Annotated in this window: 27 protein-coding genes; 14 read left to right on the forward strand and 13 right to left on the reverse strand. The window is 63.1% G+C overall.

From position 1 onward, the window contains the following. Positions 1-39: 39 nt before the first annotated feature. Positions 40-1,383, reverse strand: coding sequence for a tetratricopeptide repeat protein (locus HOP53_RS14315; protein WP_234270656.1), 1,344 nt, complete (start codon positions 1,381-1,383; stop codon positions 40-42). Between the two features lie 149 nt (positions 1,384-1,532). On the opposite strand from HOP53_RS14315, the gene HOP53_RS14320 reads away from it, so the two are divergent. Together HOP53_RS14320 and HOP53_RS14325 are read left to right on the forward strand one after the other, a co-directional pair. Further along, the gene (locus HOP53_RS14320; protein ID WP_234270657.1) at positions 1,533-2,489 is read left to right on the forward strand and encodes an AraC family transcriptional regulator; all 957 of its coding nucleotides are present in this window, start codon (positions 1,533-1,535) and stop codon (positions 2,487-2,489) included. A 154-nt stretch (positions 2,490-2,643) separates the two neighbouring features. Continuing rightward, positions 2,644-2,862, forward strand: a complete 219-nt coding sequence (locus tag HOP53_RS14325) for a hypothetical protein (protein ID WP_234270658.1) — start codon at positions 2,644-2,646, stop codon at positions 2,860-2,862. A gap of 71 nt (positions 2,863-2,933) precedes the next feature. On the opposite strand, the gene HOP53_RS14330 is transcribed toward HOP53_RS14325, so the two are convergent. The 3 genes from HOP53_RS14330 to HOP53_RS14340 form a co-directional block, all read right to left on the reverse strand. Next, on the reverse strand, positions 2,934-3,173 hold the full coding sequence (locus HOP53_RS14330) for a hypothetical protein (RefSeq protein WP_234270659.1): 240 nt from the start codon (positions 3,171-3,173) through the stop codon (positions 2,934-2,936). A 172-nt stretch (positions 3,174-3,345) separates the two neighbouring features. Then, complete coding sequence (locus HOP53_RS14335; protein WP_422677620.1) at positions 3,346-3,681, reverse strand: septal ring lytic transglycosylase RlpA family protein; 336 nt, start codon at positions 3,679-3,681, stop codon at positions 3,346-3,348. 242 nt (positions 3,682-3,923) lie between these two features. Beyond that, positions 3,924-4,823, reverse strand: a complete 900-nt coding sequence (locus tag HOP53_RS14340; RefSeq protein WP_234270661.1) for a diguanylate cyclase — start codon at positions 4,821-4,823, stop codon at positions 3,924-3,926. Between the two features lie 621 nt (positions 4,824-5,444). Between HOP53_RS14340 and HOP53_RS14345 the strand changes: the two genes are divergently transcribed. Beyond that, positions 5,445-5,837: an HIT family protein gene (locus tag HOP53_RS14345; RefSeq protein ID WP_234270662.1), complete on the forward strand. Its 393-nt coding sequence runs from the start codon at positions 5,445-5,447 to the stop codon at positions 5,835-5,837. A gap of 166 nt (positions 5,838-6,003) precedes the next feature. Then, on the forward strand, positions 6,004-6,387 hold the full coding sequence (locus HOP53_RS14350) for a nuclear transport factor 2 family protein (protein ID WP_234270663.1): 384 nt from the start codon (positions 6,004-6,006) through the stop codon (positions 6,385-6,387). 53 nt (positions 6,388-6,440) lie between these two features. On the opposite strand, the gene HOP53_RS14355 is transcribed toward HOP53_RS14350, so the two are convergent. The 4 genes from HOP53_RS14355 to HOP53_RS14370 all read right to left on the reverse strand — a co-directional run bounded on the left by HOP53_RS14355 (position 6,441) and on the right by HOP53_RS14370 (position 9,498). Then, a complete protein-coding gene (locus HOP53_RS14355; RefSeq protein ID WP_234270664.1) occupies positions 6,441-7,754 on the reverse strand; it encodes a glycerophosphodiester phosphodiesterase family protein in 1,314 nt (437 codons plus the stop codon). 86 nt (positions 7,755-7,840) lie between these two features. After that, complete coding sequence (locus HOP53_RS14360; RefSeq protein ID WP_234270665.1) at positions 7,841-8,248, reverse strand: LysE family translocator; 408 nt, start codon at positions 8,246-8,248, stop codon at positions 7,841-7,843. A 267-nt stretch (positions 8,249-8,515) separates the two neighbouring features. Beyond that, on the reverse strand, positions 8,516-8,827 hold the full coding sequence (locus HOP53_RS14365) for a hypothetical protein (RefSeq protein WP_234270666.1): 312 nt from the start codon (positions 8,825-8,827) through the stop codon (positions 8,516-8,518). Between the two features lie 356 nt (positions 8,828-9,183). Beyond that, positions 9,184-9,498, reverse strand: a complete 315-nt coding sequence (locus HOP53_RS14370; protein WP_234270667.1) for a hypothetical protein — start codon at positions 9,496-9,498, stop codon at positions 9,184-9,186. 226 nt (positions 9,499-9,724) lie between these two features. On the opposite strand from HOP53_RS14370, the gene HOP53_RS14375 reads away from it, so the two are divergent. Next, a complete protein-coding gene (locus HOP53_RS14375) occupies positions 9,725-12,400 on the forward strand; it encodes an AsmA family protein (protein ID WP_234270668.1) in 2,676 nt (891 codons plus the stop codon). Between the two features lie 21 nt (positions 12,401-12,421). Here HOP53_RS14375 and HOP53_RS14380 read toward each other — a convergent pair whose 3' ends face one another. The 4 genes from HOP53_RS14380 to HOP53_RS14395 all read right to left on the reverse strand — a co-directional run bounded on the left by HOP53_RS14380 (position 12,422) and on the right by HOP53_RS14395 (position 15,681). Then, positions 12,422-12,766, reverse strand: coding sequence for a hypothetical protein (locus tag HOP53_RS14380; protein WP_234270669.1), 345 nt, complete (start codon positions 12,764-12,766; stop codon positions 12,422-12,424). 32 nt (positions 12,767-12,798) lie between these two features. Then, the gene (locus tag HOP53_RS14385; protein ID WP_234270670.1) at positions 12,799-13,833 is read right to left on the reverse strand and encodes a patatin-like phospholipase family protein; all 1,035 of its coding nucleotides are present in this window, start codon (positions 13,831-13,833) and stop codon (positions 12,799-12,801) included. 101 nt (positions 13,834-13,934) lie between these two features. Continuing rightward, positions 13,935-15,398, reverse strand: a complete 1,464-nt coding sequence (locus HOP53_RS14390) for a dihydrolipoyl dehydrogenase (RefSeq protein WP_234270671.1) — start codon at positions 15,396-15,398, stop codon at positions 13,935-13,937. A gap of 94 nt (positions 15,399-15,492) precedes the next feature. Beyond that, the gene (locus HOP53_RS14395) at positions 15,493-15,681 is read right to left on the reverse strand and encodes a DUF3008 family protein (protein ID WP_010629922.1); all 189 of its coding nucleotides are present in this window, start codon (positions 15,679-15,681) and stop codon (positions 15,493-15,495) included. Between the two features lie 381 nt (positions 15,682-16,062). On the opposite strand from HOP53_RS14395, the gene HOP53_RS14400 reads away from it, so the two are divergent. From HOP53_RS14400 to HOP53_RS14430, 7 genes are all read left to right on the forward strand, one after another. After that, a complete protein-coding gene (locus HOP53_RS14400) occupies positions 16,063-17,367 on the forward strand; it encodes a putative bifunctional diguanylate cyclase/phosphodiesterase (RefSeq protein ID WP_234270672.1) in 1,305 nt (434 codons plus the stop codon). 127 nt (positions 17,368-17,494) lie between these two features. Continuing rightward, positions 17,495-17,692: a tautomerase family protein gene (locus tag HOP53_RS14405; RefSeq protein WP_234270673.1), complete on the forward strand. Its 198-nt coding sequence runs from the start codon at positions 17,495-17,497 to the stop codon at positions 17,690-17,692. Positions 17,693-17,708: 16 nt separating this feature from the next. Beyond that, positions 17,709-18,455, forward strand: a complete 747-nt coding sequence (locus tag HOP53_RS14410) for a creatininase family protein (protein ID WP_234270674.1) — start codon at positions 17,709-17,711, stop codon at positions 18,453-18,455. 8 nt (positions 18,456-18,463) lie between these two features. Beyond that, complete coding sequence (locus tag HOP53_RS14415; RefSeq protein WP_234270675.1) at positions 18,464-19,291, forward strand: alpha/beta hydrolase; 828 nt, start codon at positions 18,464-18,466, stop codon at positions 19,289-19,291. Between the two features lie 293 nt (positions 19,292-19,584). Then, the gene (locus HOP53_RS14420; RefSeq protein WP_234270676.1) at positions 19,585-20,058 is read left to right on the forward strand and encodes a hypothetical protein; all 474 of its coding nucleotides are present in this window, start codon (positions 19,585-19,587) and stop codon (positions 20,056-20,058) included. Positions 20,059-20,109: 51 nt separating this feature from the next. Then, positions 20,110-20,565 (forward strand): phage holin family protein, encoded by a 456-nt coding sequence (locus tag HOP53_RS14425; RefSeq protein ID WP_234270677.1) that lies wholly within the window; start codon positions 20,110-20,112, stop codon positions 20,563-20,565. Continuing rightward, a complete protein-coding gene (locus HOP53_RS14430; RefSeq protein ID WP_234270678.1) occupies positions 20,562-21,611 on the forward strand; it encodes a DUF3618 domain-containing protein in 1,050 nt (349 codons plus the stop codon). The genes HOP53_RS14425 and HOP53_RS14430 overlap by 4 nt, the downstream gene beginning before the upstream one ends. Positions 21,612-21,701: 90 nt before the next feature. Here the strand turns inward: HOP53_RS14430 and HOP53_RS14435 are convergent, their stop codons facing one another. Then, positions 21,702-22,424 carry a YebC/PmpR family DNA-binding transcriptional regulator gene (locus HOP53_RS14435; protein ID WP_234270679.1) on the reverse strand — a complete coding sequence of 241 codons (723 nt, stop codon included), beginning with the start codon at positions 22,422-22,424 and terminating at the stop codon, positions 21,702-21,704. A gap of 143 nt (positions 22,425-22,567) precedes the next feature. Here HOP53_RS14435 and HOP53_RS14440 point away from each other — a divergent pair, with 143 nt between their 5' ends. Further along, complete coding sequence (locus HOP53_RS14440) at positions 22,568-23,758, forward strand: M24 family metallopeptidase (RefSeq protein ID WP_234270680.1); 1,191 nt, start codon at positions 22,568-22,570, stop codon at positions 23,756-23,758. A 103-nt stretch (positions 23,759-23,861) separates the two neighbouring features. Beyond that, the gene (locus HOP53_RS14445) at positions 23,862-24,083 is read left to right on the forward strand and encodes a hypothetical protein (protein WP_234270681.1); all 222 of its coding nucleotides are present in this window, start codon (positions 23,862-23,864) and stop codon (positions 24,081-24,083) included. The last annotated feature ends 28 nt before the right edge of the window (positions 24,084-24,111 follow it).

Below are 24,111 nucleotides of genomic sequence, written 5' to 3' on the forward strand. Positions count from 1 at the left end.
GAAGCCGGGCGCCCGTCCTGAGGGGGGCGCCCGGTAAGCTCATGCGACCTGCCGCGGCCTGTCGCCAAGGGCGCTAGCGCGGTTGAGGAACGCGCGGTTGACCGGGCTGTGCGGCTTGGCGGCCAGGCGTTCATGGGCCAAGCCCTCGGCCAGGTCGCGATAGCCACCGCGCAGAGCAGCCTCGGTCAGGGTCCAGTCGATGATGTCGCGCTGGGCGTGGCTGCCGCCGAAGGCGTTGGCGATGAAGCGTGCCGGATGCAGACGCTCGACGGTCGTGCCGTAGTCGCCCTGCCAGAAGGCCTGGAACCCTTCCACCAGCGGCAGGCCTATCTGCTTGGCCCAGACGCTTGCCTCGCGGCTTGTCTCGCCGCTTCGCAGTGTGGCCAGCAGGCGCTCCACCTGATCGCCGCGACCCGCTCCCAGATAGGCCATGACGGCATGCCAGTCGTTGAACGGGTAGAGCCTGCCGTCGGCATGGCTGTCCCAGGCACGCGCCAGTTCGTGCCAGCGGTTGCCGACGTCCTGGCCGGTGAGCTGCAGCCGCCAGAGCAGGGCGGAGGCGTCGACCATGTCCAGCGCCATGGCACTGGTGCCCTGGCGGATCGGGCCGTCGTAGAGCGCCAGCGCCGCTTCGGTCTGGCCCAGGTCGAGGTGGCACAGCGCACGGTGCCACCAGTTGTGCACTTGGAAGAAATTGTCGTCGCCCGACCAGTGCGGTTCACGGGCGATCATCCAGCCGATGCCATCCTCGGCGCGGCCCTGCATCTCCATGACGTGGGCAACGGCGTGGTGCGCCCAGCAGTCCAGCGGCTCTCTGTCCAGGGCGTCGCGACCGGTCGCCTCGGCCTGGGCATAGGCGCCCGTCTCCTCCAGGCCGAAAGCGTAGAAGCCAAGGACGATCGAGTAGCCCGGGATATCGGCCGGCCACTTGGGCAGCACCCGGGCAATACGGTCTCGCAGGTCGCGGGCGTTGGCGCGGTAGAAGTCGGCCAGGTGGCCGACCTGTAATGCCACCAGGTCGTGGGGATAGCGCATGTTGTGTCGGTCCAGGGTAAGCGCTGCCGCACTCCACTCCCCAGCCAACAGCTGGTCGAGGGCGGCGACATGGGAGGCCTCTCGCTCATTCAGGCGATAGGCCTTCACCGCCGCGACGTCGTCCCTGGCCGCTTGTGCGGCCTCGGGCTCGGTGGCCAGCGCGAACAGGTAGGCTCGCAGGATGCGCGCCATGGCGAAATCGGGAGCCGCCTTGATGGCCTGGTTCAGCAGCGTCACGGGATCGCCGCGGTAGAGATTGAAGGCCACTACCGCGCGAGAATAGAGATCCAGGGCTTCGGCGCTGGCTCCGGAGAGGGTATTGCCTTGACGGTCGGTCAGCATTGTCATTGTCGCTCCATATGTCGTCGTTTCGTCGGGGCATGGCGTCGGCTGTGCCTGGTGACATGCTGCTAAACTACGAGGAGGCGCGGCGGGCGATAATGGGCGAGACGCCGGACTTATTGTTCGAGCCGCCGCCATCACGTGAGCGCTGACCAATGGAGGCTTCCCTCGATGTGCTGCGCACGATCCACCTGACCGGAGGCATCTTCCTCGACGCCGAGTTCACGGCACCCTGGTGCGTGGCCGCCCAGGTTACCCCGGAAGACTGCCACCCGTTCACGCCTCTGCCCAAGGGCATCATTGCTTACCACTACGTAAGTGCCGGGCGGCTGCTGCTGCGCGTGGGCGACGGGCTGCCGCTGGAAGTGCCGGCGGGGCACCTGGTGGTGCTGCCACGCAACGATCCGCACGTGCTCGGCAGCCATCTGGATTGCCCGCCGGTGAGTGCCGAAGGGTTGATGCAGGCGACCGTCGAGAGCGGCATCGCACGGATCGTCTACGGGGGGCAGGGGGAAACGACACGCATCTGGTGCGGTTTCCTGCTCAGCGACACGACGACCGATCCTTTGGTCGGCCTGCTGCCGAGCGTGATGACGCTCGACGTGGCGCAAGGCGCTGCGGGAGCCTGGATCGAGAGCTCCTTCCGCTTGGCAACCCATGAGCTTGCCACCGGTGAGGTGCGCTCCCCGGCGCTGCTCTCTCGGCTGGCGGAGCTGCTGTTCATCGAAGCTGTGCACTGCTACTTGGCCAGCCTGCCGCCGGAGCAGCTCGGTTGGTTGGGCGGGTTGCGCAATCCATTCGTCAGCCGCGGTCTGGCCCTGCTGCATGACCGACCTTCCCACCACTGGACGACCGAGGCATTGGCGCGAGAGGTGGGGCTTTCCCGTTCCGCCTTTGCCGAGCGCTTCACCGAACTGGTGGGCGCGCCGCCCATGCGCTACCTGGCGGGGCTGCGCATGCAGGTGGCGGCGCGACGCCTGCGGGAGTCGCAGGATCCCATCGTGCTGATTGCCGAGCAAGTCGGATACGAATCGGAAGCCTCCTTCTCCAAGGCGTTCAAGCGCACCTTTGGCACCCCACCGGCAACGTGGCGGCGGGTGGGGGAAGCGTAAAGATGAAGGGGGTAGGCGGCTGAGAGAGGCGTTCGGAGAGGCGAGGCCGAAAGGGAACGGCCAACCGAGTCTGTCGGTCGAAGAGAGACAAATCCGGCTGCGGCAACCTGTTGCTGCCAGCCGTATCCCCCCCTGACTTGCAAGGAGTGGCGTTATGATGACTCGCTTCGGAACGGTACTGTTTCTGCTTGGCCTCGGCGTAGCGATCGTGATGATCTTCCCGTTGGTCACGGCGCTGTTGATGACAGCCTTCACCGGGCTGGAGCCGACCTACTGGGGCCACTTCTTCTCGGGCAGCCTGTTTTTTCTTGCCATCGCCGGCCTGGCGTTGGCAGCCGGTGGCGGTGCGCGGCGGGTGCTTGTCCGGCATTGAGCCGAGCTGAAATCGAAAACAGGCCAAAGCGGGGCCGGGTATACCCGGCTCCGCTTTGTTATGACGGCCGGTCAGGATTGATAAGGGTCGCCCAGCGTTTCCTGAGCGATCAGCGCATCCGCCAGTGCCCGTGAGGCGAGCGCGAACTCCACGCGAGCAGCGCTCAGTGCGCTCAGGTCTTTGCAGGTGCCGTCTTGCTCGAGCCGGTCGAGCTGAATCTTGGCCAGAACCAGACGCTTGCAGAGGGCTGCATTGCTTGACGTCTCTCCCCGCGCTTCCGACAGCTCGATCTGTGCATTGAGACTGTTCATGTTTTTCCCTACGTCATGCGATAGCAAAAAGCGCTTCGGCTCTTACGGCCGGTCGTCGCTTGATATGAATATCGTCCAAATTCGGAAAAACTGTAGTCTCGGCACGCATGCACGACAGCCACCGGACCGACGGGCCCGACAGGCCCGGTTAGCTGAGAAGCAGAGGGTAGGATTACTGGATGGTGGTGACCATGACCGGTGCCAAGCCGCGGTTCAGCATGCCGAGTTCGCGTGCCGCGCGCTTGGAGAGGTCGATGATCCGTCCTTCGACGAAGGGGCCGCGATCGTTGATCAGGACTTCCACCTCTTGCCCGGTGTCGGCCCGGGTGACGATCACCTTGGTACCGAGAGGAAGGCTGGGGTGGGCTGCGGTCAATGCTTGCTGGTCGAAGGGTTCGCCGCTGGCCGTGGTGGCGCCCTGGAAGCGGTCGCTGTAGAAGGAGGCGATGCCTTCTTCCTGAACGTCAGGATCGTGGGCGGAAGCATGGGCGGCGACTATCGCGAACATCCCTACCAGGCCACAAGCGAGCAACTTCTTCAGTCGAGCTCCCATGATTTTACCTCGGGTTGATCGTGTTGGCGGTTATCGCTTTCATCGATGAGGTGCTGGTGAGCGTTATGGATAGTACCCGCCGTTGCTGCGCGAGGCAAGCCACGAAATTCCCACTGTTGCATGTTTGCAGAAGAAGGCTGCGTGATGGGCGTTGTTTGGCGATGTTGGCTGTAAGAGACAGTTGGCGACTGAGGCGCTCAGGCTCTTTGCCCCTGGCTGGCCCAGGTTGCGCTGCCGTCCGCCGCATGCAGCAGGCGCAGATGGGGGACGCTTGCCGTGCGATTGCGTCCCGTGTCCTTGGCCAGGTAGAGCCCCTCGTCGGCCTGTTGAACGAGAGTGGCACGGTTGGCATCACGCACGGGGAGCAAGGAGGAGACACCGATACTGACAGTGACATGGGCTGCCACGGGGGAGTCGGGGAAAGGCAGGGCACGCTCCGCCAGCATGGTATGGATGCGTTCGGCGATGAGGTTGGCACCTTCGAGCGACGTGTGCGGCATCAGTATGACCATCTCCTCACCGCCATAGCGGGCCACCAGATCGCCAGGCCGTGCGGCGGCGGCCTTCAGTACGCCAGCTACTTCGCGCAGGCAGGTGTCGCCATGCTGGTGGCCGTAACTGTCATTGAAACGCTTGAAGCAATCGATGTCGATCATCAGCAAGCCGAGTGGCTGCCGTTCGCGTGCCGCTCGGCGCCACTCCAGCTCCAGCACCCGCTCGAATTCACGCCGATTGGCAATGCCCAGCAGCCCATCGTTGGCAGCCTGATGAGCGAGTTTTGCGTTGTAGGCCTCGAGACGTTCGCGCTCGCGTAGCAACCGAGCTTCCCGGGCACGATAGACCCGCTGCATGGGAATCAGGATCAGCGAGACTGCCAGTATCATGCCGCTGGTGAAGGCGATGAGTGCCGTGCCGGTATGGAGTCGTTCTGCAATCTGTTGGGTGTCGAGGAAGTGGGCAAGCGCGGGGAAGAGGCTGGCTTGATCCGGCACCAGGCCCTGAATGGAAAGTGCGGCATCGAACAGCATGGCGACGACCAAGGCCAGGCCGGCGAGGCTGGGGGTGTTGATCAGCGGAGACTGTGGCTTCGTGCGCATGTTCGTCATCCCTGACTGCTGATGAAGGTGTCTGTGAACAGGGCTCCGTTACTGCTTCGCCGCGAAAAAAAAGGGCCGCAGGGCGGCCCAAGTACGCAGGGAACTAAAGGATAGTGCTAACTCAATCGCAAAGCGTGCCTTCGACCGGTGGAATCGAAAAGAGGCTCGGCGGATTCCATCCCGCAATCTGCCCTTCCTGGGCAAGGAGCCTCCGGATACGTGGCCCCAGATTGCATTCGGGCCGTCGTACCGCTCTGGAAAGTAAGAGTGCGAAAATGGTGCCATTACTTTTATTTGTGCTTTAAAACAATGACTTAAATTATGTTATAAGCAGTCATGTCACAAGAGGCGGGGCGTCTGGGGGCAGTTTTTCCCCTTGATGTGTAGGCATATGGCAACACAAATTATCTTATTTTATAAAAAGCAATTAAATCAATATTTTGCGTGTCGCCTTTTGGCGACATTTGCCGCGTGGTTGTGTCCATGGCATGCGCTTGTGGTTATCTTGGAAGCTGGTCGGGAGACTTTCAGCAGTCGCTGATCGAGGGTGCCGGCTCCGCAGGCAGGAGACGGGTCTTCTAGCTTGTGGCATCTTGAGGTTTTCGAAGAGGGAGTAGCGAAATGGCGAGTGTCTTTTCCCGCATCATTCACGGTGAACTGCCGGCGGAGTTCGTCTGGTCCGACGAGCGCTGCGTGGCGATCATGACCCTGAACCCCATGAAACCAGGGCATCTGCTGGTCATTCCGCGCGAGGAGATCGATCACTGGGATGACATGCCGATAGACTTAAGCGCCCATCTCATGGCGGTTTCGCAGAAGCTGGCCAAGGCGCTGAAGCGAGCCTTTCCCTGCGAGCGGGTGGGCATGATGATCGTCGGCCTCGAGGTGCCCCATGTGCATCTGCATTTGGTGCCTATCGATGCCATGCAGGATATCCGAGTCGAAGGTCTGCCCCAGGCAAGTGCCGAAGAGCTGGCCGAGAATGCCGATCGGATTCGTGGGGCCCTGGCCTGAGCTACGCCTCGGTTTACATCGTGCGTGTAAGCATTGGCTTACACGCGGCTGCGTCAATGTCTGATACCGCTCCCTGGCCACTGCTCTATCATGAATCCTTTGCCTAAGCCCGCCGTGCCTACGGTGGGTCTTTGCCGGTCCAAGAGCCAGGCTTATGGAGGACAGGGTGCAAGAGATACAGCTGCTGGAGGCTCGTCGCCAGTGGTACGCCGCTTACATCGACGGCAACGTCGGTCTGCTGGATCATATCGAGAGCGATGATTTCGTGCTGATCAGTGAGGTGGGGCTGCTGGGGAAGCTGGATCAGCTCGGCAGCATTGCCGAGGCGGTGGCAGGAGACAAGTGGTTCGCTCGCGGTAGTCGGGCGCAGGATGACATCCTCAAGTTGATGCCGTTCGGCGAGCTGGTGTCCATCTACGGGCAAGGACGAGTCGTGGGTGATGCGCGAGCCCGCCCGAGCCTCTTTTTCAGTGAGCTGTGGCAGAAGCTGGATGGACAGTGGCGCGTGCTGTCATTGCACTTCACGCGGGTAGCCACGCAGTTGCCCTGAGGCTCACCCGGCATGACAACGCCGACGGCCCCGCCGTCGGCGTTCCCGCTCGTTCAATCGCGCCGAATGCAGTTGGCATAGAAGCTCACGGTGGCGGGCCAGTCGGTGAAGATACCGATGATGCCGACGTCCTGTACCAGGGTGTCGAGGGTGATCAATTTGTCGCCTTCGCGCCGGATGACCTCTTCCGTGGTCTGGTGATACCACTGCCCACCTTCCGCCAGCGGACCGGAGCGTTCCAGCGTCCAGGTGATCAGCTGCAACCCCGCTTCCTGGGCGTGCTCGGCATACGTTGAGGGCACGATGCGGTTGTCGTTTTCGTTGAACTCCGGGTTGGCCGCCAGCAGCATCCAGGTCGGCGGTGCCAGAATGCGCACGCCCTTTTCGGCCAGCTCTTCCATGTTCGGCGACCAGCTCTCGGGATCGGTGTGGTCGAAATCATCATCGCCATAACGACCGTCGAGGTAGACCGCCTGCTCACCGAACTCGGGCTCGTGCTCGATCCAGTAGAGCACGTCATCGAGGTTGAAGGATTGGGCGAAGACATCGCTTGGCGGCACATCCGCCGCCTTGTATTCGTCGATCAGCTTCTGGGCGTAGTCTTCCTGACTCATGCCGTTGAAAGGCATCTCCACCTCGGGCTCCTTGAGCTCGGGGGTCATCTTCACTCCCAGGTCCTTGAACAGCGCGACGGTATCGGCGTGGCTCATCAGGGTACCGCGCGTGGCGTAGAGATCGGTGCGCCAGGCGGGCGTGCCAGCCAGATACTCCTCGATGCTGCGCGCTTCCCGGTTGGCGCCTTCCATGGTGCCATGCAGGGTGCGGAACTCGGCCAGGGTGATGTCGCTGGTGCAGCAGCGAATCTCGGCGGCGTTAGTCAGTTCGCCGCTGTCGGGATCGATCTCAGGTGGAACGCTGCATTTCTCGGCCAGCTCGGTCTCGACGATGTTGGTGGTGTAGTGCAGGTCGCACTGGGCATGGCGGCACACGAGTTCGTTGTCGCCGGTAAAGGTCACGTCGCATTCGACGATACCGGCGCCGCCCTGAACGCCGGCCAGGTAGGATTCGAGCGTGTGCTCGGGAAACTGCAGCGGTGCGCCGCGATGGGAAATGACCAGGTCGTCCGGCTGCCAGTCGGTGTGCTGGGCGGCGCACTCCAGCAGTTCGGCCTTGAGCTCGCGCTCGCGTTCGGTCTCCTCGCTCATGTCGTTGACCAGGAACAACGGCCGTGGGCCGAGCGTCACCTGGCTGGCGGCTTCCAGTAGCGCGTCGCTCCATTCGGGAGCGTTGTCGTCAGTGTCCTGAGCCATCGCCGGAGCGGCGGCCAGCAGGCCCAGGCAGGCCAGGGTGGGGAGTGTCTTGTGCATGACGTATCTCGCTATCTTCCTTGTTGGCGTGGGCCACGGCAGGCGCCGCGGCGAGTATTGAGCGTAGCCAGACGCAACGCAGGCCGCTAGCGCTCGGTGAATACCAGGCGCGCCGCCAGTGCGAGAAAGCCCGCAGCGAAACCCCGTCGCAGCCAGATGAGCACGCTCGGGCGTGTGATGACCTGCTGGCGCGCAGTGGCGGCACTGGCGCCATATAGCGTAAAGACGGCAAATGTCATCAGCATGAACAGCACGCTGAGTTCGAGCATTTGGGGCAGAGCCGCCTCGTCGGCAGCGACGAATTGGGGCAGGAAGGCCAGGAAGAACAGCGTGAACTTCGGCCACGCTTCCTCCTGGGCCTCGAGTCTCGAGGTCCGCTGCGATACAAAACCGTCGGAAGTCGGAGCGACGAGACGCTTACCGTGCCCGATACGGGGCGTCAGTGCTCTTCGCTCGTGCTTGGTATTGTGGGGTGATCGTCGAGGTAATGCCACAGCGCATCGCAGGCTGCTTTGGCGCATGTGGCCTGATCGGCCCAGGCACGCAGGACTTCGGCGTCGCAAGTGGCGGGGGAGTGGGTGGTGTGCTGCATGAGGCGTTCCTCCCTATGGCTTCCCACGCCTCAAGCATAGTCAAGTTTTGCTGCGATGCAGCATTAATATTGTAACTGGATCTGTTCGGTTGCGAAAACAAGCGTCACCAAAAAGCAAGACACCCCATCCGGACTAGCCGAATGGGGTGAGTTCGTTGCCGCACGTGCTTCAGCGCTGGGTGTTTTCCTCGAACAGCTCTGCCTTGGCCTCACGCATGACGTTCTCGCATGCGGCCTGGTGAGCGAGCTGAGTGAGCAGGCTCTGGGTCACCGCAAATCCCTTGCCCAGGCAGGTATCCACCTCTTCGCGACTGACTGCTGGAGTGACGTCATACTCGATCTTGATCGTTCTACCGCTACCGTCCAGTTTGTCGGCCATGTGACGAATGAGCCAAGCAAGGCGCTCACGCCAGCCCGTTGTCTCCGTCGCCCCTTCATTGACGCTGAACGTGCACCGCCATTCAGGTTTGTAGACTCGCATGAGTACCTCCTGTACTGGCTTGATTAGGAATGATCGATCGTGATGTTCGCTCCGCTTCTCTGTCTAAAACTCTGCTTTGTCTAAAACGCTTCTTTGACGAAAACTACGCTACGAGCATAACAAACTTGTACTCGTCTTTCACGGGCTGTGCCGTTTCGCTACGCTTGTCATGCTAACTCAATCGCATGCTGGTTTCATGGCGAATCAGCTCCTCAGCACGCTCAATAGCTATCGGCGGCACGTGCGGAAACTTGAGTGGAAGTGGCTGGTCGAGGTGGGGGCGGGTGGCACGCACCAAGGACAGGAGCGATTTCGCGCACCTGGCTATCGAAGTCGGGTCATGCCTTCGGGCGTACTCAGCGTTGCTGTCGCACTCCATCGAACAACTCGGCCTTGGCATCCCGCATCACGTCCTCGCAGGCAGCCTGCTGGGCCAACTGGTTGAGCAGGGAGTGTGTGACTTCGAAGCCCTTGACCAGGCAGGTGTCGATCTCCTCGGCTGTCACTTCAGGCTCGATATGGCATTCGATTGTGACCGTACGGCTCTTGCCGTCGAACCTGTCGGCCCAACGACGTAGACGCCAAGCGAGCCGCTCGCGCCAGCTCGAGGTCGCGCCAGGTGCTTCGTTCACGGTGAAGTTGCAGTGCCACTCCGGCTTGTAGATTTTCATGAGAACCTCCCGTTCCGGCTGGGAACATCCCGTCGTTTCTCCCTGTTTCCGTCCGTGACGGTCGGGACGCCCGTACCTTCAGCATAGAAGCTATGTGCGCTTGGGGCAGGTAAGCGAGTGTACGCGGCAATGCCCCGTCCTTTCCGGTTGCGACGGGCATTGGACCAATGGCCTCTCTCTGTCCATGGTTAGAGTCTCGGCCAATTCACACTTCATGGATGGAAACGTGAACAAGTTAGCTCGGCGTGTCGCCATCACGACTGGGGCGGTGCTGCTGGTTCTGTTGGGGGCAGTCCTGTACCTCGAATCCGCCTGGTTTCGTGGCTGGCTAGAGAGCCAGGCCAGCGAACAGTTGGAGCGCGATGTAGAAATCGGTGGTCATGGCATCGACTGGGGGCTGCCGCTGACTCTGCGGCTTGATGACGTGCGCGTTGCCAATGTGCCTTGGGCCGAGGATCCCATGGCACGTCTCGACGAACTGTCGGTGACCCTCGACGTGGGCGCCTTGCTGAGCGGCGAGCTCGTGCTGGAGCGGGTCGCCGTGGTGCGGCCAGAGGTGCGGCTGCTGCGCCGTGAAGATGGCACCACCAACATCGACGACCTGATGGTCGAAGAGCCGACCGAGGAGCAGGAGATCGCGCTCTGGCCCGAGACGTTCAGCATCGACCAGGGCCGCTTGGTCTATCGCGATGAGGTCCAGCGGATCGATCTCGACGTTGCGTTCGATACGCCCGGTGAGAGTTTCGAAGAACTGAGCTTGGACGTTCGCGGTGAAGGCCAGGCACAGGGTGAACCCCTCACTTTTCAAGGACGTACCCATATAGAGCTCGAGGAGCGTCGCGGCGGGGTCGAAAGCCTGGAAGCGAGCATCGCCGAGAGTCGTCTGGCGGGGAGCTTGGCATTCGATGTAGGACGCGAGACGCCATGGTTGATGGTCGAGCTGGAAGGAGATGCGCTCGATCTGGATCGCTGGGGCCTGATTGAGCAGCGTCCACCAGCAGAGGCGCCTCGAGAGGTGGCACCGCCAGAAGAGGGCGAGTGGGATCAAGGCCTCGTTCGAGCCCTGGCGGGGCTGGACAAGTACGAAGCCGAACTCGATCTGGCTCTGGGGCAGTTGCACTACGCCGGCCAGACCCTGCACGATCTGGCCGCCGAGGCGGCGTTGGAAGACGGGCGGCTCACCATTGCCCGGCTGCAGACGCAGCAACAGCTTGGCGACGGGCAGCCGCGCTCGCTCAACGTGCAGGGGTGGCTCGAGGCCGACGAGCAGCGCCTGGTGGCGGATCTACAGGCCCAACTGGAGCAAATCGACCTGACTGCGGCGCTTGCCCCGTTCGGTATCGGCGAGGTGGGCACGCTCGACGGGAACCTCAACACCCGGGTCGTCGACGGCGGGCTGCTGCTCGAGAACACGGCCCTGGATTATCAGGCCCCGCAGTGGGGGCTGGCGCTCTCGCTCGAAGCCGATACCCGCACGGAAGGGGTCGAGGGGCAGCGGGTGCATCTGGTCGGCGAGGGCAGCTACGAAGAGGAGCCGTTTGCCTTCGACCTGCTGATCGGGCCGCTGCTGGATCTCACCGATCCTGGTACGCCCTATCCCGTCGCCGGCGAGCTGGCCAGCGGCGACACCCGGCTGTGGATCGATGGCAGTGCCGTGCAGCCCTTCGCACTGGAATCGGTGGAAGGCAGTGCCCGGCTGGAGGGGCCCAGCCCGGCGGACATCACGGATCTTACCGGGATCAACCTGCCGGAGCTGCCGCCATACCAGGTGAGTGGCCATGTTCACTATCAGGATGACCTGCTCACCATCGACGGGCTCGAGGGTGGCTTCGGTGACAGCGACGTGGCCGGTGACGTTCGCCTGCGCTTCGGCGAGCGCCCCCAGCTGTGGGCCGCGTTGGTTTCCCAGCGGCTGGAGGCGGACGATCTGCTACCGATGCTCGGCATCTCGCCGGAAACGGGCCCCGGGGAAACCGCCACCCCCGAGCAGGAGCAATGGGCCGCGGAAGAGGAGCGCGCCGAGGTGGTGTTTCCCGATCGCGAGTGGGATCTCGAAGCGCTGCGCAATACCGACATCGTGCTCGACTACGAGGCCCTCGACGTGCAGGCGGAGCACATACCGTTCGAGCAACTGGCACTGGCCATGGAGCTGGACCAGGGCGTAATGACGGTAGAGCCGCTGCAAGTCGGCCTTGGCGGCGGTCAGGTCGCGGCTTCCTGGGTGATGGATGCGCGTCAGGCCGCCATCGAGGGGAATCTGCAACTGGCGATGGATCAGGTCAATCTGAGTGCCCTGCTGGACGAAGCTGGCCTGCCCGAGGTAGCCCGCGACACCCTGGGCGTGATCGGCGGACGGGGTGAATTTCACTACCGCGGGCGCTCCATGCATGAGGCCATGGCCGGGCTCGACGGTGAACTCGAACTGGCCATGTCTCAGGGCTGGCTCGATATCATTGCCGCCGAGTTGCTGCCGCTCAATGTCGCCAATGCGCTGGTGGCGGCACTGACGGGGGAGGATCAGGTGCAGCTGGAGTGCACCTACGTGCGCTTCGTCGCCGAGCACGGCCTAGCCAACCTGGACGAATTCTTCATGGCCACCGAAATCGCCCACTTCGAGGGGGCGGGCGCCATCAATCTGGCGACGGAGCGCATGGACCTGGCCTTCCAGGGGCACAACATCGACCCGACCCTGTTCACCGGCAATTCCCCGGTAGAACTGCAGGGTTCACTGCGTGACCCCGAGGTGAACGTGATCACCCAGGAGCTGATTGCCCGTGGTGCGCTATCGTTGCTGGGGGCCATCGTCGCGCCGCCCCTGGCGATCCTGCCATGGGTCGACCCTGGCGGCGGCGAACAAGTCGGAATTGGTTGTGAGCAGGCGCTGGCGGAGTTCGAAGAGTAGCGTAACGGGGCGTGCGTCGGTTCACTGCGCCTCGTGCCAGGCCTCGTGACCGCAGCTCAGGCAGTGGTAGAGCGCTTCCAAGCCGCTGCGGCTATCCGCCGAACGGCGCAGCGTGCCTTTCTGGTAGGTGAACGAGCGCAGCGAACAGACCGGACAGCGGATCTCCTCGTGACGAGGGCTGCGGGGAAGGTCGTTCAGCGCCTGGTCTGCAGGGTGGGCAGCTACTTCGCGCACGAGATTGTCGAGCTGGGCCTCCAACGTATCCGCCAATCGTCGGGCCTCTTCCGCCTGCGCGGGAGCGGCCAGCTCGGCCAAGCGCTCGATGCTCTTCCGGACAGAGTCCAGCCGTGAGGCGATATCGGCCATCGGAATCTCCTGCGTCGCGATTCTGTTTCTGTTCAATCAGCATAACCCGGACTTGCCGATATGGCATGTGACGCTTGCCAAGTCATCAACTGCTGACGGAGCTCTGCGGCGGTCGGCTCGGCCTGCTGAAGGATCTCGTGGATACGGTTGAAATGCAGCAATCGGATGCCGTGCGACTCAGGTTTGAGGTAGAGGTCCGGCGGGTGATGATTCAGCCGCTGTCGCGCGATGGACTGCTGCATGATCTTGAAGCTCTGTAGGAGCATCTCGGTGAGGCCTGGCGAGTGACCGGTGAAAGGGTCCCGGTTGCCCGACACATCGACGGCAATCACCATGTCCACCTCGTCCTGCAGCAAATCGAATGGCAGCGGATTGGAGGTACCGCCATCAATCAACAGCATGTCGAGATGAGGCACGGGAGCGAACAGTCCCGGGACGGCCATGCTGCCTTCGAGGGCAGGGAACAGCGGGCCCTCCTCCAGCACCACGCTGTCACCCGTCCAGTAGTTGGTCGCCACCACCTGCATTGGGATGCGCAGTTCGCTGAAGTCACGCGCCTCGGTATGTAGCGCCAGGTAACGGAGAAAACCCATGGAGCTGAACAAGCCGCCATCCCCGATGCCGATCTGCAGCAGGTCGACCAGGTCCAGATCCGAGCTGGCCAGCCCCGTAAGGGCGTCCAGCGGTGAGCCGGCAACGTCATCGAAAAGGTCGAGGATCTCATCGGCACTCAAGCCTGCGGCATAGAGGCCGCCGATGATCGCACCGATGCTGGTGCCGGCAATCCGGTCCGGCACGATGCCGAGCTCATCAAACACCTGCAGCATGGCGATATGCGCCAGACCATTGGCACCACCCGAACCCAGTGCCAGGCCGATGGTCGGACGGCTCGCTTCGTCTGGGGGCGGAATTGGCTCGGCAGCGGCCCGTTCGGGTGGCGCCGCCAGGAGCGTCAGCAGGAGAGCGGCCAGCGCCAGCCAGGCAGAAAATCCGGCCAGACGCTGATCGATACTGCTCGTTGCCGCTCTCCGTCGTGAGGCCATGGCCACCATCGAAATCACCTGCATCGGTGCGCTGTTCCTTCAGCATAACCCGGACTTGCCGATATGGCATGGCGTGCCGAGAAACTCGCCCGCGCAACGCAGCGATTCGCTCGCGTAGCCATTCGTTAGCCGCCTGGTCCGTACTCTAGACACCGCTCACCCATCGGCGGTCCCTGCAACAGCGCTCTGCTGAGATCGCGCAGCGCGCTACGCAGCCCCTCCTCCAGCACTGGATGGTAATAGGGCATCTCTAGCATGCGTACGACCCCCATCTTCTGCTCCAGCGCCCAGGCGAGCAGATGGGCGAGGTGCTCCACGCGTGGGCCGAACAGCTCGGCACCGAGAAACTGCCCCGAACCGTGTTCGGCATACAGGCGCATCATGCCGCGGTTCTGGCGCATCACCACGGCTCGCCCCTGGTCCTCGAAGGTGGCACCGCCCTCGGCAATGCCGTTACAGCCGAAGCGCTGCCGCGCCTCGTCGAGACTCAGGCCCACCGTGGCCATCTGTGGATCGGTGAAGGCGATCGACAGCGCGGTGCTGCGCCGGCCTGCGCGCCGCTCGGGATAGCGCCCGGCATTGTGGCCGGCAATGCGTCCCTGTTGATTGGCCTCGTGCAGCAGCGGCAGCTCCTGGCTGGCGTCGCCGGCAATGAACACATGGCTGGCCTCGCCGTCGGCGCGTTGGCACTGCATGGTGAAGCGATTGTAGAGAGGCACGCCCTCGTCGTTGAGCGCCAGACCGGCGTTCTCCAGTGCCAAGGTATCGAGGTTGGGGCGTCGCCCGGTGGCTGCCAGCAGGAAGTCGAAGCGTTCGGTCAGGCGCCGGTCGCTGCCGCGCTCACTGAAGGTGATCGCCACCTGCTCCCCGTCGCGCTCGATGGCGTTGACCTCGGCCGCCGGGTCGAGATAGAACTCATGATTGAAGGTTCGCTCGGCGTAGTCGCGGATGGCCGGATCCTGGAACGGGCCGAGCGAGCCGCTCTTGCCGAACAGGCGCAGCCGCACGCCCAGACGGTTCAGCGCCTGGCCCAGCTCCAGGCCGACGATGCCGGCGCCGAACACGGCGAGCGACTCGGGCAGCGTTTGCCATTCGAACACTGCATCGCTGTCGATCAATCGATCGCCGGCCGCTTCGAAGCTGCGAGGAGCATGGGGGCGCGAACCGGTCGCGATGACGATTGTACGTGCCCGCACGCGAAGGTCGTCTCCCACACACAGCGTGTGAGCGTCCTCGAAGCGGGCGTTGCCTTCTAGCAGGTTGGCGGGGTCGATCTGACGCATCGAGTTGAGCACGCTGTCGACGAATGCATCGCGCTCGCGTCTGACTCGTGCCATGACGGCACGGTCGTCGATGTCGACGTTGCCGATCCGGATGCCGAAGCCGGCTGCGTCCTCGGCTCGATGGGCGCTCTCCGCCGCCGCGATGAGCAGCTTCGAAGGCATGCAGCCCACTCGGGCACAGGTGGTGCCGGGCTTACCGCCTTCTATCAGCACCACCTCGTCATGATACTGCCGGGCCGCTTGCCAAGCGCTCAGGCCAGCGGTGCCGGCCCCGATGATGGCGATCTCGACGTTGCGCTCCTGCATGACCTTTACTCCCTGGCACGGTATTCACTCGAATTGGCTACCTCAAGCCTAGTCGGTGCGTGCAGGTACGGGTCAAAGCAGGTGCTTCCCTATCTCACGACTTGCGGTTATGGCTGGGCTTGTTCTTCTGGCTGGTAGAAGCCATTTTCTCGAGTTCCGCCTCGTCCATGGACTCGTACATCTGCTTCGAGGCCCCTTCGAGCTCACTCACCTTCTTCTCGCCACGCTTGGCGGCAAGTGCGGCGCCGGCAGCCATTTGCTGGGCCTGTGACTTGGCTGGCATGGGGTTGCTCCTTGTCCTCAACCTTATCGTCAAAACAAGCGACCTGATCCAATGGTGCGCTTTTCACTGAACTTAGTCGGTATTTGAGAAGCCTTCCGTTTCAAGCTGTTACCTGGAGATTGCCATCAGTATCCGAATACGGCGTTCGCTAATCTCGCCACTCGCTAGCACTGAGCCGAACAACTGATATCAAAGCCGTTAATAACTAAAATATGGATACTTGAAGTTGCAAAACTCCTTTGACTGGTAGTGGTCGGCATGGTATCTGAATCTCAAGAATAATAATGACAGCGACCTGGCGTGAGTGAAGTCGTAATTAAGGGACCACCGTTGGAAACGTGACGGGACAGCCCGTCCTATTCCTGCAGGGAAGGATATTGCATGCGCCAGCTCGTTTTTCATGGCCGCCCCCCGGAGGCGGTCAGCCAGGTCTGTCACGATGACGTCACCGGCCTGGTCACTCGCCGCTGCGCTGAGCGCCAACTGGCCGCTGCGCTGGTGCAGGCCGCCGAGCGAGATGCTGGCGTGGCCGTCCTGCACGTCGATGTCGATCGCCTGAAGGAGATCAACCACTCGTTGGGGCGCCCCGTGGGCGATGCCTGCCTGAGACTCATGGCGCAGCGCATCGTTGATACCGTCGACAACCGCGGTAGCGTGAGCCGGATGGACAGCGACGAGATGATGATCGAGCTTCCGGGTATCGCGAGTCTGGATGACGTGATACCGCTGGTGGAGAGGCTGCTTGAACATATCCGCCGGCCGCTCGAGATTTCCGGTCAGGCGCTTTTATCCAGCTGTTGTATCGGTATTGCCCTCTATCCCGACCACGGCGTTACCGTCACCGAGCTGATGCGCCACGCCAACCTGGCCAGACGCAAGGCGCAATCCAGAGGCGCTTCTCAGTACTGTGTCTTCTCGCCGAGCCTGCTCGAAGACGACACGGACCGTATACAACTGCGCTGTGACCTTCGCCATGCCTTGGAGCGTGGCGAAATGGCGCTGGTCTACCGCCCCCTGCTGTGTGCGCGTAGCGGCCAGGTCGTGGCGATCTCGGCCCAACCACAGTGGAATTCGCCGCGCTTCGGCGTGCTGGAGATGTCCAAGTGGACGCCGGCAGCCCGCGACAATGGCCAGCTGACCGATATCTGTCATTGGGTGCTGAAACACGCCTGTCGCCATGCCCGCTCCTGGTACGAAGCCGGTTCGGGGCTGCGGGTATTGGTAGGTGTGCCGGCCGAAGGCATGGCAGACGAGGGTCTGGTAGAGCGTATCGAGTTGGCCTTGTCCGAAAGCTGCCTGCCCCCTGGGCTGCTGGAGATCGAGCTGACCGAGGGCGGTTTGATGCGCGACCCTCACTACGCCAGCAGAGTGCTGGGAAGGCTCCAGACCATGGGCGTTCGCCTTGCCATCGACGGCTTCGGCAGCGGCCATTCCGTGCTGGGGCATCTCGGCCTGTTTCCGCTCGATACGCTCAAGCTCGACGCACTGTTCATCAACGACTGCCTCGACAACCCGCGGCATCAGGCAATCATTCGTTCTGTCATCGGCATGGCTCACGAGCTGGGGATTCGTGTGGCGGCGAGTGGGGTCAGCTCACGCCAGCAGGTGGATTTCCTGCGCGATCAGGGCTGCGACCTGCTGCAGGGGAGTCTATGGTCGCGCATGGAGTACAGCGATCCGGTCTAGCCATGACCTGATATAGCCATAGTGAAGGATTGGCCTGGCAGCGGTGAGGCAACGGCGAGTTGCGGGAAAGTCGCTTTCGACCGACGATGACATCTCGTTCACCGAGCCAGCCCTGACAGGAGCCGACATGCCCATCGTGACCATCCAGCAATTTTCCCGCGACCTGACCCAGAAGCGCGAGTTGGCCCAGCGCATCACCCAGGCGTTCGTCGAGGTTTATGGCGTCGCGGAGGACAGCGTGCAGGTCTTCTACCAAGAAGTGGACGGCGAGAACTGGGCCAAGGCGGGCAAGATGGGCTGCGATCGTCAACAGGGACAAGGCTGAGGCCAAGGAGGCAAACATGCGACTGCAGCACGCTACCTGGCAGGAGGTCGAGGCCTACCTGACTCGCGAGACCGGCATCATCGTACCGATCGGCTCCACCGAACAGCACGGTCCCAATGGCCTGGTGGGGACCGACGCCATCTGCCCGGAAACCGTCGCCTGGGAGGTCGGCGAGCGTCACGGCGTGCTGGTGGCGCCGACCCAGAACCTGGGCATGGCCCAGCATCACCTGGCCTTTCCCGGCACCATCAGCCTGCGCCCCAGCACGCTGATCGCCGTGCTGCGTGACACCGTGCTTTCGTTGTCGCGCCATGGCTTCACCCACGTCTTCTTCCTCAACGGCCACGGCGGCAACATTGCCACCATGAGCGCGGCCTTTGCCGAGGTCTATGCCGAACGGAGCCTGCAACAGGCACCTGGCAGTGAGCTGCATCTCACCACCTGCAACTGGTTCATCGGACCGCGCGTGCGGGAGCTGGCCGAGTCGCTTTACGGTGATGCGGAGGGTACCCATGCCACCGCTTCGGAGGTCGCGCTCTCCTGGTTCGCCCGGCCCGAGGCGGTGAAGCAGGTCGAGATGTCGCCACGTATCGCCCCCCGCGGCAGCGCCCAGTGCGACGCCGACGAGTTCCGTCGTCGATTTCCCGACGGCCGCATGGGCTCGGACCCGAGCCTGGCCAGTATCGAACACGGCAAGCGTTTCTTCGAAGCCAGCGTGGACGATGTATGGGAGGCCTACCGGACGTTCAGCGGTCGGGAGTGAGAGTCGATATGCTGCGCGTGGCGTCCACCCTGGTCGGCATCTATGGCCTCGTGGTGCTGATGGCCTGGTTCTTTCAGGAGCGCCTGCTCTACCTGCCCCACGTGGGGCGCGAGCATGTCGCCACGCCGGCCGAGCGCGGCTTGGGGTGGGAGCAGGTCGAGCTGCAAACCGCCGATGGCCTGCTGCTGGATGCTTGGTGGATCCCCGTCGAGGATGCTCGCGGCAAGCTGCTGTTCTTCCACGGCAACGCGGGCAACATCTCGCACCGCCTCGACTCGATCCAGCAGTTCCACCGCCTGGGCCTATCGGTGCTGATTCTCGACTATCGCGGCTACGGGCGTAGCGAAGGGCGCCCATCCGAAGAGGGCACGGCGCAGGATGCCAGGGCCGGCTGGCGCTGGCTGACCGAGCAGCAGGGGGCAACCGCCGATGAGATCGTGCTGTTCGGCCGCTCACTGGGAGCGGCGGTGGCGGCTGAGCTGGCGGCCTCGCTGGCGCCGCAGCCGGCGGCGGTGATTCTCGAATCGCCGTTTCGCTCGGTACCGGCATTGGGCCAACAGCTCTACCCCTTCCTGCCGGTGCGCTGGCTGGCCACGCTGGATTATCCCACCGAGCGTCATGTCACCCGTATCGAGTCGCCGCTGCTGGTCATCCACAGCCGCGATGACGAAATCATCCCCTTTTCCGAAGGTGAAGCGGTCTACCTAGCGGCTAACGAGCCCAAGGAACTGCTCACCATTCGCGGTGGCCACAATACCGGTTTTATCGATAGTGAGCCGGATTATTCCACAGGCATCGATGCTTTTCTCGAGCATCATGCCGGTCTGTCACGCTGACTCGTTGCTCTGGATCAGGAGCGCGGAAGTCGACATAAGACGAGTGTAAACAGCGGCATATATCGTCCTGCGTAACTGTAGTGACATTAAAGTAGCGTCATGAAGAGTAACGCTTCTTGTCCGCTCATTGCTCCGAGTAAGTGTCTTTTCTCTGCGCTCGGCAGTGCGGATTGACAGGCCTTCCACGGGTACTATTTTTCGAATGTCAGCCAAGCAATGAGCCTGCACCGGATTGTTGGCTCAAAGCCCGATTTGCGGGCTGGTCATATTCTGACAAAACAGGGAGGTGGCGAATGAGCGATACCCATAGCCGTGGGAGTTCGGACGGCCGCGCAAGCTCGCAGGCAAGCGTGAACAATGGAAGCGGTCATCCCGGCCTTGACCGTGAGGAGCTTCGTCAGCAGGCAGCAGAAGTCGGCGATGAGCTGCGCGACGCCGCCCAGCAGCAGGCGGAGAGTCTGCTCGACCGCCAGAAGGAAGCGGCGGTCGATCAGGCCGAGAGATTCACGACAGTACTGCACAAGATGGCCGACGAGTTCGAGCGCCAGGAACAACCCTACTTTTCGGACTGTGTCAGCGAGCTGGCCAAACGTTCCGACGTCCTTACCCGCAATCTGCGCGAGCGTGACCTGGCGACCCTGATGGAGCAGGCCCGGGATTACGGCCGCCAGCACCCCGCCCTGCTGCTGGGCGGTGCGGTCGCGGCCGGCTTCGTGCTCTCGCGTTTCCTGCGTAGCTCTAGTCAGGATGACATGCGCAGCCACTAGTTCCCCGGGCTGCCCTCACTTCAGCCGAGTGATCAAGGGAGGCGACACCTCATGGATGTGGAAAACCCCATCGATGCAAAAAATAGGGTACGCACGGAGCAGTCCTCGATTGGCGTTCTCTTCTCCAGTCTGGCGCGAGAAGTGACTGCGCTCGTGCGCAAGGAGTCCGAGCTGGCCAAGGTGGAGATGAGCGAGAAGACCCATCAGGCGATGGGTGCCATCGCATCCATCGCCATTGCCGGGGCGGTGCTGCTATGCGGCTTTCTGGTCCTGCTGGCCGCCGCGGTGTTCGGGCTCAATACCGTGCTTCCCCCTGAGACCACCCCGTGGCTCTCTGCGCTCATCGTGGGCGGAGTCGTGGTGGTGATCGGGCTCATCATGCTTCAGGCGGGGCGCAAGAAGCTCCAGCGTGAAAGCCTGATGCCGAACCGTACGCTGGCCAGTCTGCGGCGTGACAAGGCACTGGCTCAGCAGCACGAAGAGACGGTCAAGGAGGAGCTGAAATGAGCCAGGACGGTCGACGCCGTGCCGACGATATCGAGAGCGAGATCCACCAGACGCGGGCGCGCCTGGATGAGACCCTTCATCAACTCGAAGCGAGACTTTGTCCCGAGCAGCTTATGAACATGACCTACGACTATCTCCGTCAAGGCGGAGCCGAGCGGATCGTCACCAGTCTGGGACACCGCCTCAAGGAGACCCCGCTGCCGGTGATGGTGACCGGTATCGGCCTTGGCTGGCTGGTACTGGCCCAGCGCAAGTCACACGCGCATCACCACGAGGCGTTACCGCGGCAGGGCGATTACCCGGGCGCCACCTTACCGAGTGCCTCGATGGCGTCCTACCAGGACCGCAAGAGCGTCAGCGGGGCCGGCACCACCACCCTGGGACACGACCCGGCAGCGCTGGGCGCCACACCTCAGCATGGTACCGCGGCCGATGACAGCGGCAGCGGCATGACACGCAAAGCGCAGCAGATGGCCGAGAGCATGCGTGAACGTGCCGAGCACACTGGCGGCCGGGTCAAGGAGCACATGCATCACATGAACGACCAGATGCGTGAGCGCGCCGCTCATCTCGACGAGCAGCGTCACGCGGCCATGGACGCCGCCTCGTACCGTGCGCGCGAGGCCGGTAGCCAGACCATCCACTTCGTGCAGGAGCATCCGCTGGTGGCGGGAGCCCTGGGCGTTGCCGTCGGGGCGGTGCTGGGCAGCCTGTTCGCACCGACACGGGCCGAGAACCGCCACCTGGGCGAACTACGCGACCGGGCGGTGTACCGTGCCGAAGAGACCGGTCATGAGCAGGCCGAGCGGGCCCAGGAGAAGCTGCACGAAGGCGTGGATCGGGTGAAGCAGGAGATTCGTGAGCGCGCGCAGGATGCGTTCCAGGATCGGGCAAGCCACTCCTCGAACGCAGCCAGCCACGTGGAGAACCCTTCCAGCGAAGAGCGTTTCGCCAAGGCGGGCTCGGCGGCGCAGGATAGCTCGGCCAACCGTCATGACGAAGCCGTGCAGAAGGGCGGAAGTACTCCTCCCGTCAAGGGGAGCTGAAGCTCCTCCATTCTACGCAGCAGAGCAGTCAGGCAGACAGACAGTGCCTTGCCGCGCTACACCCAGGGGTAGCGCGGCTTTTTTTCATGCCTAGTCGTCGATCTCGGCGTTGTGGAATACGTTCTGCACGTCGTCCAGGTCGTTGAGCGCGTCGAGCAGCTTCTCGAACATGACCACGTCGTCGCCTGAGAGGGTGGTGGTGGTCTGCGGCACGAACTGGATCTCGTCGGTCTCGAACTCCAGCTCACCGAAGGCATCGATCAGCGCCTGCTTGGCCTTGGCGTACTCGGTATGCGGGGCGAAGACGGTGATGTGGCCTTCTTCGTTCTCGATGTCGGTAACGTCGACATCGGCTTCCATCAGGGCCTCCAGCGCCGCTTCTTCGTCGTCGCTGGGGTAGGCGAGGATGGCGCAGTGATCGAACATGTGGCTGACGCTGCCCGGCGTGCCGAGCTTGCTCTTGGCCTTGTTGAAGCAGGCGCGCACGTCGCCGAAGGTGCGGTTGGGGTTGTCGGTCAGGCAATCGACGATGACCATGCAGTTGCCCGGGCCGAAGCCCTCGTAGCGGGCCGGTGAGTAATCTTCACCGCCCACGCCGCTGGCCTTGTCCAGCGCCTTCTCGATCACGTGGCTGGGCACCTGGTCCTTCTTGGCGCGTTCCATCAGCCCGCGCAGCGTCAGGTTACCGTTGGGGTCGGTGCCGCCCTGCTTGGCGCAGACGTAGATCTCGCGTCCGTACTTGCTGTACACCTTGGTCTTGGCGGCGGCCGTCTTGGCCATGGATTCCTTGCGGTTCTGAAAGGCCCTGCCCATAGCGTTATCCTGTCGAATCGGGTACGAGGCTGGATTTTACGAAACCGGCCCGGCAGGGAACAGCCCTATTTGGCCTTCGTGGCTCGGGTGTGATGCGGATCATGTCTACACTGTCGGCATTGCACCTTGGCGGAGGCGTCTCCATGGACCATCTTCAGTACCGTCATGCCCTGGCTGCACAGCGCGAGGCCAGCGAACTGGCCTTTGCCGACAGCGAGTTCGAGGCCCGGCTGACCCGTGTGCGCAACGCCATGGGCGAGGCCGGTCTGGATGCGCTGCTGCTGACGGATCCGGCCGACATCTACTACCTGACCGGCTACAACACCTTCGAGGTGTCGGTGCACGCCTGCCTCGTCTGTTCGCCCGAGCGGCTGACGCTGCAGGTGCCCTCCATCGAGACCGGACCGGCGGTGGTTACCGCGCAGGTCGACGAACTGCTGGGCTACCGCTGGGAGGGCATCGGCGAGGTGATCGAACCGCTGGTCGACACCCTGGCGCCGTTTCGCGCCATTGGCCTGGACCTTTACGGTGCAGGGCTGCGACACGGCGTGCTGCGTGAACTCCAGGCGCGGCTGGGCGCCGAGAGTTTCCGCGACGACGGCGGTGAGCTGCTCGACCGCATTCGTATCGTCAAGAGCGAAGCGGAGCTCGGCTGCCTGCGTGAAAGCGCTCGGATCACCTCGCTGGGGCTGAAGGCGGCTGCCCGGGTCGCCGCCGTCGGCATGTTGGATGGCGACGTGGCGGCCGAAGGCGCACGCGCCATGCTGGCCGGCGGCAGCGAGTTCATGAGCATGCAGCCCATCGTCACCGTCGGGCCTCGCAGCAGCGTGATTCACCTGAACCATCAGCGCCATCGCATCGCCCCCGGCGAGCCGGTCTTCATGGAGTTCGGTGCTGCCTACCGGCGCTATACCGCGCCGATGATGAAGACGCTCGTGGCGGGCACGCCAAGTCAGGAGATGCTGATGACGGCGGAGCTCTGTCGCGACCTGTTCGAGGCGCTCAAGGTGAAGATGCGCCCCGGCAATACGTTCGACGATGCCGCGCGGGCCGCCGCGGAGGTGCTGACGCCTCATGCCGAACGGATCTTCTTCTCGGGAGTTTTCGGCTACGCCGTGGGGGCGCAGTTTCCACCCAGTTGGGTGGAGGGCAGCGGCTTTATTGCGCGCGGCCAGCAGCGCGTGTTCGAGGCCGACATGGTCTTCCATCTGCCGCTGTGCCTACGCATACCCGGCCAGTGGGGCATCGGCCTCAGCGATACCGTTCGCGTCACGCCGCAGGGTGCCGAGCCCTTGACCGACAACGACTGGCAGCTCGAGAGCGTCGTGCTCTGAACGGGAGAGGCGCCGTACGAGCGCTATACTCAGAGAGGCTCACGGCACGCCAGTTGCTCGGCGCTGCGCCGGTGAACGCCTCAACCGAGTGGAGGAGGACGCCATGACTCAGACCGTAACGGCGACCTATCATGACCTGATGAGGGCAGCGAACGCCTACGACGAGTTGATTGCGGAGGGCTTCCCGCGTGAGAAGCTCTATTTCGACAAGGAGGCCAGCCAGATCAAGGTGATCGTGCCGGACGACTCCAAGCCCGAAGCGGAAAAGATTCTCAGCCGCCATCAGCCGGACGACCTCTGGGCCCGCCCCTACGAGACCCATTGAACTCTGGTGCTGGGTGCACCGGGCCAGC

The organism is Billgrantia ethanolica (genome assembly GCF_021404305.1).
Taxonomy (GTDB): domain Bacteria; phylum Pseudomonadota; class Gammaproteobacteria; order Pseudomonadales; family Halomonadaceae; genus Halomonas; species Halomonas ethanolica.

Coding starts and splice junctions, on each gene's coding strand:
- HOP53_RS14320 (WP_234270657.1), top strand. CDS start 1,533: ATGGAGGCTTCCCTCGATGTGCTGCGCACGATCCACCTGACCGGAGGC.
- HOP53_RS14420 (WP_234270676.1), top strand. CDS start 19,585: ATGAGCGATACCCATAGCCGTGGGAGTTCGGACGGCCGCGCAAGCTCG.
- HOP53_RS14380 (WP_234270669.1), bottom strand. CDS start 12,766: ATGGCCGATATCGCCTCACGGCTGGACTCTGTCCGGAAGAGCATCGAG.
- HOP53_RS14430 (WP_234270678.1), top strand. CDS start 20,562: ATGAGCCAGGACGGTCGACGCCGTGCCGACGATATCGAGAGCGAGATC.
- HOP53_RS14355 (WP_234270664.1), bottom strand. CDS start 7,754: ATGCACAAGACACTCCCCACCCTGGCCTGCCTGGGCCTGCTGGCCGCC.
- HOP53_RS14335 (WP_422677620.1), bottom strand. CDS start 3,681: ATGTTCGCGATAGTCGCCGCCCATGCTTCCGCCCACGATCCTGACGTT.
- HOP53_RS14410 (WP_234270674.1), top strand. CDS start 17,709: ATGCGACTGCAGCACGCTACCTGGCAGGAGGTCGAGGCCTACCTGACT.
- HOP53_RS14330 (WP_234270659.1), bottom strand. CDS start 3,173: ATGAACAGTCTCAATGCACAGATCGAGCTGTCGGAAGCGCGGGGAGAG.
- HOP53_RS14395 (WP_010629922.1), bottom strand. CDS start 15,681: ATGCCAGCCAAGTCACAGGCCCAGCAAATGGCTGCCGGCGCCGCACTT.
- HOP53_RS14345 (WP_234270662.1), top strand. CDS start 5,445: ATGGCGAGTGTCTTTTCCCGCATCATTCACGGTGAACTGCCGGCGGAG.
- HOP53_RS14385 (WP_234270670.1), bottom strand. CDS start 13,833: ATGCAGGTGATTTCGATGGTGGCCATGGCCTCACGACGGAGAGCGGCA.
- HOP53_RS14365 (WP_234270666.1), bottom strand. CDS start 8,827: ATGCGAGTCTACAAACCTGAATGGCGGTGCACGTTCAGCGTCAATGAA.
- HOP53_RS14370 (WP_234270667.1), bottom strand. CDS start 9,498: ATGAAAATCTACAAGCCGGAGTGGCACTGCAACTTCACCGTGAACGAA.
- HOP53_RS14315 (WP_234270656.1), bottom strand. CDS start 1,383: ATGACAATGCTGACCGACCGTCAAGGCAATACCCTCTCCGGAGCCAGC.
- HOP53_RS14390 (WP_234270671.1), bottom strand. CDS start 15,398: ATGCAGGAGCGCAACGTCGAGATCGCCATCATCGGGGCCGGCACCGCT.
- HOP53_RS14325 (WP_234270658.1), top strand. CDS start 2,644: ATGATGACTCGCTTCGGAACGGTACTGTTTCTGCTTGGCCTCGGCGTA.
- HOP53_RS14400 (WP_234270672.1), top strand. CDS start 16,063: ATGCGCCAGCTCGTTTTTCATGGCCGCCCCCCGGAGGCGGTCAGCCAG.
- HOP53_RS14340 (WP_234270661.1), bottom strand. CDS start 4,823: ATGCGCACGAAGCCACAGTCTCCGCTGATCAACACCCCCAGCCTCGCC.
- HOP53_RS14445 (WP_234270681.1), top strand. CDS start 23,862: ATGACTCAGACCGTAACGGCGACCTATCATGACCTGATGAGGGCAGCG.
- HOP53_RS14435 (WP_234270679.1), bottom strand. CDS start 22,424: ATGGGCAGGGCCTTTCAGAACCGCAAGGAATCCATGGCCAAGACGGCC.
- HOP53_RS14405 (WP_234270673.1), top strand. CDS start 17,495: ATGCCCATCGTGACCATCCAGCAATTTTCCCGCGACCTGACCCAGAAG.
- HOP53_RS14425 (WP_234270677.1), top strand. CDS start 20,110: ATGGATGTGGAAAACCCCATCGATGCAAAAAATAGGGTACGCACGGAG.
- HOP53_RS14440 (WP_234270680.1), top strand. CDS start 22,568: ATGGACCATCTTCAGTACCGTCATGCCCTGGCTGCACAGCGCGAGGCC.
- HOP53_RS14415 (WP_234270675.1), top strand. CDS start 18,464: ATGCTGCGCGTGGCGTCCACCCTGGTCGGCATCTATGGCCTCGTGGTG.